Source organism: Aminobacter sp. BA135 (assembly GCF_050859125.1).
Classification (GTDB): domain Bacteria; phylum Pseudomonadota; class Alphaproteobacteria; order Rhizobiales; family Rhizobiaceae; genus Aminobacter; species Aminobacter ciceronei.
In genome coordinates this window covers 2,503,461-2,516,158 of record NZ_CP139572.1, presented here as the reverse complement: position 1 = coordinate 2,516,158, position 12,698 = coordinate 2,503,461, and the positions used below count along the sequence as shown (strand labels likewise).

11 protein-coding genes are annotated in these 12,698 nt (G+C 63.8%); 1 reads left to right on the top strand and 10 read right to left on the bottom strand.

Going from position 1 to position 12,698, the window contains the following annotated elements:
• Positions 1-29 precede the first annotated feature (29 nt).
• The 9 genes from SLT36_RS12235 to SLT36_RS12195 all read right to left on the bottom strand — a co-directional run bounded on the left by SLT36_RS12235 (position 30) and on the right by SLT36_RS12195 (position 10,607).
• Positions 30-794, bottom strand: a complete 765-nt coding sequence (locus SLT36_RS12235) for a GGDEF domain-containing protein (RefSeq protein WP_432287752.1) — start codon at positions 792-794, stop codon at positions 30-32.
• A gap of 123 nt (positions 795-917) precedes the next feature.
• Entirely contained in the window at positions 918-2,195 is a 1,278-nt protein-coding gene (locus tag SLT36_RS12230) for an NAD(P)/FAD-dependent oxidoreductase (protein ID WP_432287751.1), read from the bottom strand.
• Positions 2,196-2,205: 10 nt separating this feature from the next.
• On the bottom strand, positions 2,206-3,696 hold the full coding sequence (locus SLT36_RS12225; RefSeq protein ID WP_432287750.1) for a M81 family metallopeptidase: 1,491 nt from the start codon (positions 3,694-3,696) through the stop codon (positions 2,206-2,208).
• Between the two features lie 160 nt (positions 3,697-3,856).
• Positions 3,857-5,212 carry a serine hydrolase domain-containing protein gene (locus tag SLT36_RS12220; RefSeq protein ID WP_432287749.1) on the bottom strand — a complete coding sequence of 452 codons (1,356 nt, stop codon included), beginning with the start codon at positions 5,210-5,212 and terminating at the stop codon, positions 3,857-3,859.
• A gap of 70 nt (positions 5,213-5,282) precedes the next feature.
• Entirely contained in the window at positions 5,283-6,272 is a 990-nt protein-coding gene (locus SLT36_RS12215; protein WP_432287747.1) for an ABC transporter ATP-binding protein, read from the bottom strand.
• Complete coding sequence (locus tag SLT36_RS12210) at positions 6,269-7,222, bottom strand: ABC transporter ATP-binding protein (RefSeq protein ID WP_432287746.1); 954 nt, start codon at positions 7,220-7,222, stop codon at positions 6,269-6,271. The genes SLT36_RS12215 and SLT36_RS12210 overlap by 4 nt, the downstream gene beginning before the upstream one ends.
• A gap of 2 nt (positions 7,223-7,224) precedes the next feature.
• Positions 7,225-8,076, bottom strand: coding sequence for an ABC transporter permease (locus SLT36_RS12205; protein WP_432287745.1), 852 nt, complete (start codon positions 8,074-8,076; stop codon positions 7,225-7,227).
• Positions 8,073-8,999, bottom strand: coding sequence for an ABC transporter permease (locus tag SLT36_RS12200; protein ID WP_432287743.1), 927 nt, complete (start codon positions 8,997-8,999; stop codon positions 8,073-8,075). The genes SLT36_RS12205 and SLT36_RS12200 overlap by 4 nt, the downstream gene beginning before the upstream one ends.
• Positions 9,000-9,017: 18 nt before the next feature.
• Positions 9,018-10,607 (bottom strand): ABC transporter substrate-binding protein, encoded by a 1,590-nt coding sequence (locus tag SLT36_RS12195; RefSeq protein WP_432287741.1) that lies wholly within the window; start codon positions 10,605-10,607, stop codon positions 9,018-9,020.
• A 289-nt stretch (positions 10,608-10,896) separates the two neighbouring features.
• On the opposite strand from SLT36_RS12195, the gene SLT36_RS12190 reads away from it, so the two are divergent.
• Entirely contained in the window at positions 10,897-11,754 is an 858-nt protein-coding gene (locus SLT36_RS12190; protein WP_432287739.1) for a MurR/RpiR family transcriptional regulator, read from the top strand.
• 24 nt (positions 11,755-11,778) lie between these two features.
• Here the strand turns inward: SLT36_RS12190 and SLT36_RS12185 are convergent, their stop codons facing one another.
• Positions 11,779-12,678 carry a LysR family transcriptional regulator gene (locus SLT36_RS12185; RefSeq protein ID WP_432287737.1) on the bottom strand — a complete coding sequence of 300 codons (900 nt, stop codon included), beginning with the start codon at positions 12,676-12,678 and terminating at the stop codon, positions 11,779-11,781.
• Between the last annotated feature and the right edge of the window lie 20 nt (positions 12,679-12,698).

Here is a 12,698-nt window from a genome sequence, read left to right as displayed (position 1 = left end):
TTGCAGAGCAATCGAAACGACAAGCCTGTTCAGGCGGCAGCCAGCTTGCCATCGGCTTTGACGATACGGTCGCGACCATTGGCCTTGGCGAGATAGAGGTTCCTGTCGGCGGCCAGGAGAAGCGCATCGAGGCTTTGGCCCCGCTGGTGTTTCGATACACCGATGCTGACAGTGACCTCGCGGCCGCTCATACCGACGATGGCTGATATCGCCTTGACCTTGCGCCGCAGGCGTTCGCACACCAGCGTTGCCTTGTCCTCGCCGGCACCCGCCAGCAGCACGACGAATTCTTCACCGCCCAGCCGCCCGGCAATATCCCCAGCGCCAATGCTCGAAGCCAGCGCCGCGCCGATTTCCTGCAGCACGGCATCGCCCATGGCGTGACCCTCGCGGTCGTTGATCGCCTTGAAATGGTCGGCATCGATAAAGAGCAGCATTCCGGCGCCCTTGCCATCAGCGTGGTCACTGACGATCTGCCTGGATTGAAGCAGGAAGGTTCGCCTGTTCAGCAGGCCGGTCAGGTCATCGAGGCGATTGGCCCGGTCGAGCTCGGCCGCGAGCTCGACCAGCCTGGCGCTGCGGCCCATGAAGAAATAGGACAACGGCCCCGCCACGGCGACAACGATCAGGCTTGTCAGCACGAGGTCGAGCAGCAGCCGGTCCGAGAAGAAGATCGAGTAGAAGATCAGGGTCAAAAGGTCGGCACCGAGCGTCGCGGCGGCCACGATCACGCAGGACTGCCCCAGCACCGACAGGCCGTTGAACCGTTCAGCGATGCGACTTGCCCCAACCATTCCCTGGCCGCCCTCCCTGTTGCGGCTTGGGATTAGCAGCAATTGGTAAAGGCCAGCCTGACTGGCTTTGTTAATTGTTTGTTTCGCTGGGCCTTCGGGTAGGCGAGGCAGCTGAGATACGTGTCAGCCAAAGCGCTCCATTGCGTAAGGCGCAGGATCGGTGAATGCCTTTTCGCCCATCATCATTTCGGCGAGCAGGCGTCCGGTGATCGGGCCGAGCGTCAGGCCGTGGTGGTTGTGGCCGAAGGCGAACCATAGCCCCTTGTGCCTGAAGCCCCGGCCGATCACCGGCCGCATGTCGGGCAAGCACGGGCGCGATCCCATCCAGGGTTTTGGCTCGATGCGCTGCCTGAGCGGGAAGATCTGGCGCGCCAGAGGCTCGGTCCTGTCGAGCTGGACCGGACTGGGCCTGCTGCCGCGCGAGGCGAACTCGACGCCGGTGGTCAGCCTGACGCCCTGGGCCATCGGCGCCAGCACGAATCCGCCATCGGCATCGACGACGGGATGGTTGAGCAAGGCGTCGCCCTCGGCTTCGAAATGCACGTGGTAACCGCGCTTCATCACCAGCGGGACCTTGTAGCCAAGCGGACGCGAGATCGTGTCCGTCCAGGGCCCAAGTGCCACGACCGCTTCCGGCGCCTCGACCCGACCGCTGCCGGCAGCGATGCTCCACCCTGTTTCCTCCCGTTGCAGATGAAGCGCATCGCCGCGCAGGAACACCCCACCCCGTTCGACAAAATGACGGGCATAGGCCTTCACCAGTGCGCCCGGATCGGCAACGGTGGCCGGATCGAGCCAGTGCACGGCGCCAACCACGGCATTGGTGAGATGCGGTTCGCGCTGTTGCAGCGCCTTACGGTCGAGGACTTCGTAGTTCAGCCCGAATGGGTGAAGGGCGGTGGCGGCTTCCCGCGCCTGCTCGAAGGTCTTTTCATTTCGATAGACCTCGAGCCAGCCGGCCCGGCGCAGTTGTGGCAATGCGCCGGCCTCCGACATCAGCGCCTCGTGCTCGCTCACCGACCGCTCGATCAGCGGCTGCATGTCGGCTGCGGCGCGAGCCAACGGCTTGGGCGCCGACTCGCGCCAGAACTGCCACAGCCACGGTGCGATGCGCGGCATCTGCCGCCAGTCGAAACGCACCTCAGTCGACAGATTGAACGCATAGCGCATCAGCTTCGAAAGCTCGCGCGGCGCACCATAAGGCACGACGCTGGAGCGTTCGATCAGCCCGGCATTGCCGTAGCTCGTTTCCTCGCCGGCGTCGCGGCGGTCGACGAGGATGACGGAACGGCCGCGCCGCTGCAGCTGCAGTGCGACCGAAACGCCGATGATCCCGGCACCGAGCACGATGACGTCGGCCTGCTGGATATGTGGCTGCGCCATCGGTTTCCTTGCTGTCATTGCCATACACTCAAAGGGTCATGTCACGGTCGAGCGGGAAGATCGGTCGTGCGACATTGCGATAGGGCATCCTGGAATAATCCATGGTGCAGAGTGCGCCGCTGTCGCAGACGATGACCTTGCCGGCGATAGGTTCGAAGGCAGCGCGGAAATGCTGCATCGACTTAAGCCCGACCACGCGATGCCGCGCCGGATCGATGCCAAAGGCCCGGAACTGCTGGAGGTCGCGCATCTGCGACGGCTCGGTAACGACCAGCACGGCGATGCCGTCGATCTGCACCACGGCCGTCGGGCCAAACGAGAACTCCAGCCCGCCCAGCTGTTCGCCGTCGCCGATCAGCTTGCCGTCGCTGATGACGAGCAGCTTGCCGGTCACTTCGAGCGGATCGCCGCCGAAGCGCGGATCGGTCTTGCCGCCGAGCCTGAGCTTGACGGTGTCGCCGACCGTGGCGCGGTGCAGTTGGTTGGCCGTCTCCGGATCGACGATCGGGCCGAAGCACGCATCATCTACGCCGACATGGAGCAGCGCCCCAAGCAAGGCGGTGGCATCGCCATAGCCGCCGGCGCCGGGATTGTCGGCATAGTCCGCGATGATCAGCGGACGGTCGCCGCGATAATCATGCGCGATCTCGGCAGCCTGCATCACCGTGTAGAAGGTGTTCAGCACATTGAAGCGGTTGTCCCAGATCTCGTCGGCGATGCCTTCGGCGAAGGTGCGGTGCCGCGCCGGGTCGCCGTCATAGGTGACGAGCACGGTCGGCCCAACCTCGGGAATGTCGGCGTTGGGAAATGCGCCATTGATGCTGACGGCAAGCGCACCAGGCGTCTCTTCATAGGCGCGGGCTCTGGCGATCCACTCGACCATCGGCCCGATATCTGTACGACCGGCATTGGCCTCCTCCAGCATCGGCCGGCGGACCAACAGCGTCTTCGGACGAATCTCGCCGGCCATCGTGCGCTGCAGCAGCTCGCCAGCGTGGTGGGCGATCGCCCGCATGTCGATGTGCGGATAGGTCTTGAACGAGATCAGTATGTCGGCGAGCTCGCACATTTTGGCCGTGACATTGGCATGCGGGTCGAGCGTGACAGCGATCGGCAGGTCCGGCCCGACCACGGCGCGCAGCTGCTCCAGCAGTTCACCTTCGCCATCAGGCGAGAAGTCGGTGACCATTGCTCCGTGCAGGCCAAGCAGGATGCCGTCGATCTTGCCCTTGTTGTCGGCAGCCGCCTTGACGATGGCGCCGCCGATCCGGTCGAAGGCATCGCGCGTCACCGGTCCTGCCGGTTCGGCCGCGGTGCTCAGAACATGCTCGACGGCCCAGCCATATTTGCGGCCGATATCGAGGAAGCCGGCAATCTCGGTATTCGCGTCGCCCCTGGCGCGAATGGCGTCGTCGCCGAACAACACGCCTTCGACGGTAAACGCGTCATAGCCGGTCTTGCGGACGCTGAACGTGTTGGTCTCATGGGCGAACTCTGCGGTCAGAACACGAAAGCTCATTATCGGTCTCCATCTGGTCGTTCAGGCATTTCGAATCGAACAGGCGCACTTATCCATTGCGTCCCTCGCCGAGGGATACGCAGCGCCTGATCAGGCTCAGCAGTTGGTTTGACGTGTCAGCAACGGTGGCCGCGCCGGCTGGCCGCGGCCACCGTTGCGGCTACTCCATGTGGAAGCGCATTTCGCTCACCCGGTTCTCGGTGTCGCGGCTGATCGTCCAGTGCAGGTGATAGCCGCCCATCTCCAGCCGGTAGCGTCGGCCGCCGCCGCCTTCCTGATGGGTGAGCTCGAGCGGCATTCCAGCCACCGCAACGCCGCTTGCCGCGATCTGCTCGAACCAGCCGTTGCTCCACAGGCGCCAGGCCTCTTCGCCAAAGCTCTCGCGCGGCGCACGGCGCTCGACGATGGCCTGCAGCAGCTCGTGGTCGCGCCTGGTCAGAGCTTCGTTGCCGTCGGCGATCGGCTCGTAGGGTGCGAGCGCCGGATCGACGATGCCGGCGATCTTCTGGCCTATCCGGGCGACCTGGGCCTCGTCAGTGTTGCCGAGCACGCAGACCGACAGCTTGCGCGCCGGGAAGCGAGCGATCTCGGCGCGAAACCCGTCCCAGGTGCCGCCATGCCGGATCTTGCGATGACCGCGTATCGTGGAATTCTGCCAGCCCAGCGCATAATTGTTGAACGACGGCTGGCCGCTCTTCATCAGCACCGGCTCGGACACCAGCGCGATGCTTTCAGGGCTCAGCACCGTGGGATTGTCGAGCTCAAGCAGCCAATGGGCGATGTCGCGCGGCGAAAAATAGAGCCCGCCATCGCCGGTGCGCTGCAGTGTCGGCGCCGCCCAGTAGCGGTTTTCCAACTTGCCGTCGCGGATACAGTGGCCGGCGGCGCGGTTCGGCACGATGTCGAACCATGAGGCCTCGCGCGCCGTCGCCATGCCAATCGGCTCGAACAGCCGTTCGCGCAGGAGCTCGTAATAAGGCTTGTTCGAAACACGGGCGACAACCAGCCCGGCCAGGATGTAGCCGGTATTGCTGTACTGATAGCCCTCGCCCGGTCGGTACATGAACGGCGAACGGCGGGCGAGGTCGATCAGTTGCTCGTCGCTATGGTCCTGCCACAGGTTGAGCGGCACGGCGCCACCCTCCCCGCCTTCGCCCGCCGAGAAGGCGATGTCGAAATTGCCGAAGCCGGCCATCATCGACAGCAGGTTGCGGATGGTAATGCCGGACCAGCTTTCGGGCCCTTCCGGAATATAGCGGATCAACGGGTCGTCGAGCTTGATGCGGCCGTCCTGAAGCAAAAACATCACCGCCGCCGAGGTGAACATCTTGCCGGTCGAGCCGGAATGGAAAACGGTATCAGGCGTCACCGGCACCTGGTTCTCGACATTGGCAAGGCCATAACCTCCGAGATGGACGATCTCGCCATCATGGACGATGGCGACGCCGAGGCCGGGAACCTGGCTGTTGTCGATTTCCAACTGCAGGTAGCGGTCGAGTTCTTCAGTGTAGTTCATGCTGATTTCCTGGTCTTCAAAGTCATCTGCAAACGATGCGAAGCGCCTGAAGCGTCTCGATGATTGGCGTTCATGCGACCGACCTCTCGTCGACAATCGCGTCGGGTACGGCAGTGAGCGGATGGTGACAGGCGACCTGATGCACGCCGCCTTGTGACCAAAGCGTCGGCAGCTCGCGGCGGCAGAGATCGGTGACGCGCGGGCAACGGTTGGCGAAGGCGCAGCCGGTCGGCAGGTCGTAGCCGCTGGGGATCTCACCGGCGAGCCGCGTCACCGTACGGCGCCGCTTCGGATCGGGTTCGAAGGTGCTGTCAAGCAGCGCTCTTGTGTAGGGATGCTTGGGCGCCGCGGTGCTCGGCAGGACTTCGACGATGCGGCCGAGATACATGACCAGGATCTGGTCGCAGAAATAGCGCACCAGTCCGAGATCGTGGGAGATGAACAGGTAGGTCAGCCCGAGATCCTGGCGCAGCCGCTCCAAGAGCGACACGATCTGCGCCTGCACCGAAACGTCAAGTGAAGCCGTCGGCTCGTCGAGCACCACCAGCGACGGGTTGAGCGCCAGGGCACGTGCGATGCCGATACGCTGCTTCTGGCCGCCCGACAACTGATGTGGATAGCTTGCCGCCAGCGCGTTGTTCAGACCGACCATGTCGAGCAGCGATGCGACGGTCTCATCGGCGGATCTTGGCATTGCGCCCTGGACGCGGAACGGTTCGAGCAGCGCGTCCCGGATCGAGTAGCGCGGATCGATCGCCGAATAGGGATCCTGGAACACCAGTTGCATGCGCTGGCGCAGGCGACGCATGTCTTGCCGCGACAGCGATGCCATGTCGACACCGTCGAACGTGACCTGCCCCTCGCTGGGCGTGATCAGGCGCAGCACCAGCCGCGCCAGCGTTGACTTGCCGCAGCCGGACTCGCCGACGACTCCGAGGATCTGACCTTTCTTCAACGCGAAAGAAACGTCGCTGACGGCATGGAACGTCTTGCGCTTGCGGAACAGCCCGCCATCACTGAAACGGCGGCTGAGCCCGTTGACGGTGAGAAGATCGCTCATGCTGCCTCCGCCACGTGGCAGGCCACGCCATTGCCGCTGACGCCTATGCGCAGCTCGGGGATCTCGATGCGGCAGCGGTCGGCGACACGGGCGCAGCGCGGATTGAACCTGCAGCCGGGCGGCTGTGCTGCGGCACTCGGGACCACGCCTGGGATGGCGCTCATCGTGCCGCGCGCCATATCGTGCCTGGGGATGCAGCGGATCAGCGCCTGTGTGTAGGGATGACGCGGTTGCGCGAAGAGTGCGTCGACCTCGGCCAGCTCGACCACGCGGCCGCAGTACATCACGGCCACGCGGTCGCAGGCCTGGGCGACGACGCCCATGTCGTGGGTGATCAGAATCAGGCCGAGGCCGCGCTGCCGCACGAGGTCAGTGAGGATCTGCACGATCTGCGCCTGCACCGTGACGTCGAGCGCCGTGGTCGGCTCGTCGGCGATCAGAAGCTCCGGGTCGCCGGCAAGCGCCATGGCAATGACGATACGCTGTTTCATGCCGCCGGAGAGCTGGTGCGGAAACAGGTCGTAGACCGAGGCGGGATCTGGGATGCGCAGGTCGGCCATCAGTTCCAGGCTTTTTGCCCGCGCCGCACTCCGGCCGAGGCCGAGATGCAGGCGCGCAGCCTGATCGATCTGCGGCCCGATCCGCATCATCGAATCGAGCGAGGTCATCGGGTTCTGCGTGATCAGCGCGATGCGCCCGCCGCGCAGCCTCCGCATCTGCCGCTCCGGCAGCCCGACGAGATTGGTGCCGTCAAAGCGGATGGTGCCGGCAGCGACCTGGCCGCCGATGCGCGGCAACAATCCCATGATCGCGGTTGCCGTTAGCGACTTGCCCGAACCGGATTCACCGACGATGCCGAGGATTTCGCCACGGTCGACGCTGAGCGTGACCTGGTCGACCGGCGCGAAGGCACCAAAGCTGATGCGCAGCATTTCCAGATCCAGCAGCATCGTTACGCCTCCCTGAACTTGGCGCGGACATCGAGCGCAGCGATCACCGCGTCGCCGAACAGGTTGATGAAGACGACCGTCAGCGCCACGGCGAGACCGGGAAGCAGGATCACCCAGGGCGCAATGAACAGCTGGGCCGTGCCGGAGCTCATCATTGCGCCCCAGCTCGGTGTCGGCGGCTGGGCGCCCAGACCGAAGAAGCCGAGAGTTGCCTCTAGGATGATCGCGTCGCCCGTTGCCAGCATCGCGGCCACCAGCACCGGCGCCAGCGCGTTGGGCAGGAGATGCGAGAACAGGACGTGGGCGTGGCCGGCGCCGAGGCTGATTGTCGCCTCGACGTAGGTTTCGCTCTTCAGCGACATGATCTGGGTTCGCGTCAGTCGGGTGAACTGCGCGAGGTAGGCGATGGCGATGGCGATCACCACGCCTTCCAGCCCGGGCCCGATGATCGCCACCAGCATCAGCGCGATCAGGATTTCGGGGAACGACCATGTCAGGTCGATCACCGTCATGACGATGCGGTCGAAGGTGCCGCCGAAATAGCCGCAGGTGGCGCCGAGGACGAGGCCGAGCGCCACGGAGATGCCGATCGCTGTGATGCTGACCGAGAGCGAAGTGCGGGCCCCGGTGATCATCCGCGACAGCACATCGCGTCCGAACTCGTCGGTGCCGAAAAGATGCGTCAGCGACGGCGCCTGGTTCATGATGCCCAGGTCCTGCTGGTCGTAGGGATATGGCGACAGCCACGGCGCAAACAGCGCGCCGATGACCAGAAGCAGCAGAAACGCTCCCGATATGCCGCCCTTGAAGGTCGAGACGGCCTTGAGCAGTGCCAATACACGATGTCTGATCATGCCCGTGCCTCGCGCTGGCGTGGATCCATCGCCGCCTGGACGATGTCGCCGATCAGGGCGCCGATGATGACGGCCATGGCCAGCATGAGAAGGCAGCCCTGAACCAGCGGGTAGTCGCGCTGGTTGAGCGCCCGGATCAGCAGCGAGCCGAGGCCGGGACGGGCGAAGACATATTCGATCGTGACGGCGCCCCCCAAAACCCAACCTATGCGCAGGCTGAGGATGGTGACGACCGGAACCATGGCGTGGCGCAGCACATGGCGCAGCTGGATGATGAAGGGCGGCAGCCCCTTGGCGTGCAGCAGTGTCACGAAATCCTGCCTGGAGGTCTCGATCATGGCGATCCGCGTAACGCGGGCCACGAGTGCGATACCGCCGAGGCCGGCGGCGATGGTCGGCAGGATGAGCGAACTCCAGCCGCGCGCGCCCGACACCGGGACCCAGCCGAGCCAGACCGCGAAGACAAGGATCAGCAGCAGGCCGAGCCAGAAGCTTGGCACCGTCGAGCCGAGCAGAATGAAGCCGGTGATCGTGTCGTCGACGCGGGTGCCCAGGTAACTCGCCGCGATCACGCCGGCGGCGATGCCGGTCAGCGTCGAAAACAGTAGTGCTGCGATGCCCAGCTCGAGGCTGTAGGGCAGGTTCCGGGCGATCAGGGCGCTGACCGGGCGCCCCTGGATGATCGAGGTGCCCAGGTCGCCGGTCAGCAGCCGCCCCATCCAGGTGACATATTGCTCGACCAGGCTGCGGTCGAGACCGTACTTCGCCGCAATCTGCAGGCGCTGCTCCGGCGTCGAGCCGGCGCGCATGAGATTGTCGATGGGGTCACCCGGCACCAGATGGATGATGAAGAACACCACCAGTGAGACGACAAAGAAGACAGGCAGCAGCAGGACGAGCCGCCTCAAGGTGAAGCCGATCATGACGTTCTGCCGACCCGCTCAGCCAATGACCTTGATGTCGACGGCCGTTGCCTGCACCAGCTGGGTGCCGCGCAGCTTTGCCGGCACATCGAGCATGGTCTTGTTGAACGCATAGTTCTGAACCGGCTCGTGGATCGGCACAAACAGGAAGTTGCCGATCAGGTTCTCCTGATACTTCCTGAAATTGGCCACCCGCTCGTCCTGCGTCTTCGACTGCTGCATGGCGACGTTGCGAAGCTCTTGCGATTTCTCGTCCTGCCAACCGGAGGAGTTAGGATAGGGGATGTTGGTGGTGCTGAAGAACCAGTCGAGAATGTCGGCGTTGTTCCAGCCATACTGACGCACCGCGAGCTGATGCTGGCCCTTCTTGAGCTGGTCGACGACCGTCGTGCTGTCGAAGATGTCGATCTCGACAACCATGCCGATTGCCTTGAGCTGCGCCTGGACGATCTCGGCAGTACGTTTGATCGCCGTCTCCGACTGCGCCGTCAGCTTGATCGTCAGCGGCTTGCCGTCCTTGACCCGGATGCCGTCATCACCTCGCTGCCAGCCGGCTTTGTCCAGAAGCTCGTTGGCCTTGGCCAGGTCGTGGTGGATTTCCAGCTTGGGATCGATCTTCGATTCCACCAGCGTGCTGATGAGGAACTGATGCGCTTCGAGGCCTATGCCGTTGAAGACGCTCTTGAGGATGGCGCCCTGGTCGACCGCCAATGCGGTTGCCTGGCGCACGGCGGCGTCGCCGAACGGCTCGGCTCGGGTGTTGAACGCGAGATAGGTGATCCCGAAGCCAGGCAGGCTCCGGAAGTCCAACATCTCTTCTGCCTGAAGTTGCGGCAGGAACTGGTCCGGCACGCCGAGCAGCAAGCCGACGCCGCCTGTCTTCAGTTCGAGGAAGGCCGTCGAGGCGTCGGGAATTTCGCGCAGGGTCAGCCGCTTGACGTGCGGGGCTCCCTTGTTGTCCGAGAGGTCGCTACCCCAACTGTAGTCCTCATTGGCGACCAGCACGGTTTCCTGCCCGACGGCAAAGCTCTCGAACGTGAAGGGTCCGGTTCCGACGGCCTCGGTCACGCCAAAATTGTCGCCGGCCGCGTCGTAGGCCTTAGGAGACGGGATGCCCATGAAGGACGATGCCAGATTGTAGATCAGATTTGGCTCCGCCCGCTTCATGACGAAGCGAACAGTATAGTCGTCGACGACCTCGACACGGTCGACGGCGTCGACAAGGTACTCGTTCGGGCTGCCTTTGAACTTGGGGATCCACCACGCTATGGTCGCGGCATTGAACGGTTCACCATCATGAAAGCGAACGCCTTGCCGCAACTTGAAGGTCCAGTTCATACCGTCGGGACTGTTCTCCCAGGATTCGGCGAGGTGGGGATGATAGCTCTGGTCGACATCCTGCTCGATCAGCCGGTCGTAGATCAGGGTTGCGACGGTGCTGAGCAAGGTGGCGCGAATTGGATCGTGATGAGGGGCGCCGATTTCGGCATTGCCGAGAGCAAACACGGCCTCCGGTTCTGATGCTCGCGCCGAATATCCCCCAGCCAGGCCGAGGCCCGCGGCCAGCGTGACCACCGATACCGAAGCAAGAAACCCACGTCGATTCATGTTCAACCTCCCTTGGAAAATCGGCAAAAGCCCGCCATGCCGCGGAAGCAGCATTTTCTCGACAACAGACAAGAATTCGCGATGTGGCATGGTCATGTGACCTGAGCCAGATGCGCGTCGTTTCCTCCCGGTTGCTGTGCGGTACTGGCAATATCCAGCGGCTCAGCAACGTTTTTCTTCCCCGCTCCTCAACGAGGGTGCGTTCAAGCTATTTTGAAAAAAAACAAACGTCAATCGATTCTGTGATAGAATTCTTACAAGAAATCCCGCCCCGCACAGGGAGAGCAAAATGACGGAATCGGTTCGCCGCAGGCTGGTCGAAAGCCTGGCTACCGCCACCAATGCCGAGAAGGCGCTTGCCAACTACATGTTGGCAAACCTCAACGGCGTGCCGTTCGAGACCTCGGCAACCTTGGCCGCCAAGGTCGGCGTCAGCGAGCCGACTGTCGGGCGCTTCTGCCGGACGCTGGGTTACGCCCGCTTCAAGGACCTCAAGGAGGATCTCCGCGACAACATTGGCTCCCAGCCCTGGCTGGCCGGCGACCGCCTGAAGGAGTTCCGCGACCGCAGCCAGAACGGCGATGCCCTCGCCCGCAGTCTGGAGCTGGAGATCGCGGCGTTGCTGAGGATCTACGAGCTCGCCAACACCAAGGAATGGGCCCGCGCCGTCAAGCGCCTGGCGACCTCGCCGCAGCTCTTCGTCGCCGGCTTCCAGACGGAGCGCGGCATCGCCCAGTACTTCGCCAACCAGCTGCAGTATCTCCGCCCAGGCGTCCAGCTCGCCGACATTGCCGGTGGCAACTTTTCGGAGATCTTGCTGAGCCCATCCAAATCGACATGCCTGGTGATTTTCGAGGCCCGCCGCTATTCGCGCCTGAACCTCCTGCTGGCGCAGGAAGCCAAAAAGGCGAAGATCCCGATCACGCTGATCACCGACGCCTTCTGCGACTGGGGCCGCGACCTTGCCGACGAAATGTTCGTCGTGCCCACCGAATTCGGCATGTTCTGGGAATCGACAGCGCAGATGGCCAGCCTCGGCAACCTCTTGATCAACGGCATCTTCAACGAACTCGGCGTCGCGATCGAAGGTCGCATGAACAAGGTCTCGGAACTGCACGGCAAGATCACCGGCTATGTCGGCGACTAGCCGAAGTGCCCAAGCCTTGTTGCTTCAATCCTCTGGCGTCACCTGCCCCAGGATCCAGTCGAACAGCTGATTGGTCAGCTGGCCCGCCGCCTTTCGTTCGGGAACCACGAAGTAGTAGCTCTTTTCGGTCTGCAGCGGCATATCGAGAACGACCTGCAGCTTGCCGTCGCGCAGCTCGCTTTCGACGAGATAGCGCGGCAGCAGCGCCACCCCCAGGCCGGCAACCGCCGCCTCGATCAACATGGTGAACTGGTCGAAGCGATGGCCCTGATAGGCGCCTTGCGCCTCGACGCCGGCGGACTGGAACCAGTTGGCCCAGGCCTTTGGTCGCGTCGCCATGTTGAGCAGTGGCGCATGCGCCAGCGCTTCGGGCGAGCCGATGTCGCGGCCTGCGAGAAACTCCGGACTGGCCGCCGGCACGATCACTTCGCGGCAGATATAGCGGCACACGGCATTGGCCCAGACCGGCTGGCCGTAATGGATCGCTGCGTCAAACCCCTGTTCCTCCAAGTCGAACTGCTCGGCGCGCGACACCACGTTGAGCGCGATGCCGGGATGGGTTTTCAGGAAGCCCGGCAGCCGCGGCACCAGCCAGCGGCTGCCGAAGGTCGGCAAGGTGGCGAGGCTGAGCAACGATACGCCCGAACTGGCCATCGCCCTCAGCATCGCCGCCTCGCCCTGCTCAAGCAGCTTGCGCGCGTCGGGCAGGAATTTCTGACCGGCCGCCGACAGCACCACGCGCTGGCGCACCCGCTCGAACAGCAGCAGGCCGAGCTGGGCCTCGAGATCGCGGATTTGCCGGCTGACAGCGCTTTGCGAGAGGTTGAGCTCGCGCCCTGCCAGCGTGACGTTGCCATGGCGGGCAGCGGCCTCGAAGGCCTGCAGCTTGCCCAGGTCGGGAAGGAGCGTGCGCGCAGCAGTCATTCGGTTTCCGCATCAACTTA

Excerpts from the sequence above, each read along its gene's own strand:
- SLT36_RS12235 (WP_432287752.1), bottom strand. The coding sequence starts at position 794 with ATGGTTGGGGCAAGTCGCATCGCTGAACGGTTCAACGGCCTGTCGGTG.
- SLT36_RS12230 (WP_432287751.1), bottom strand. The coding sequence starts at position 2,195 with ATGACAGCAAGGAAACCGATGGCGCAGCCACATATCCAGCAGGCCGAC.
- SLT36_RS12225 (WP_432287750.1), bottom strand. The coding sequence starts at position 3,696 with ATGAGCTTTCGTGTTCTGACCGCAGAGTTCGCCCATGAGACCAACACG.
- SLT36_RS12220 (WP_432287749.1), bottom strand. The coding sequence starts at position 5,212 with ATGAACTACACTGAAGAACTCGACCGCTACCTGCAGTTGGAAATCGAC.
- SLT36_RS12215 (WP_432287747.1), bottom strand. The coding sequence starts at position 6,272 with ATGAGCGATCTTCTCACCGTCAACGGGCTCAGCCGCCGTTTCAGTGAT.
- SLT36_RS12210 (WP_432287746.1), bottom strand. The coding sequence starts at position 7,222 with ATGCTGCTGGATCTGGAAATGCTGCGCATCAGCTTTGGTGCCTTCGCG.
- SLT36_RS12205 (WP_432287745.1), bottom strand. The coding sequence starts at position 8,076 with ATGATCAGACATCGTGTATTGGCACTGCTCAAGGCCGTCTCGACCTTC.
- SLT36_RS12200 (WP_432287743.1), bottom strand. The coding sequence starts at position 8,999 with ATGATCGGCTTCACCTTGAGGCGGCTCGTCCTGCTGCTGCCTGTCTTC.
- SLT36_RS12195 (WP_432287741.1), bottom strand. The coding sequence starts at position 10,607 with ATGAATCGACGTGGGTTTCTTGCTTCGGTATCGGTGGTCACGCTGGCC.
- SLT36_RS12190 (WP_432287739.1), top strand. The coding sequence starts at position 10,897 with ATGACGGAATCGGTTCGCCGCAGGCTGGTCGAAAGCCTGGCTACCGCC.
- SLT36_RS12185 (WP_432287737.1), bottom strand. The coding sequence starts at position 12,678 with ATGACTGCTGCGCGCACGCTCCTTCCCGACCTGGGCAAGCTGCAGGCC.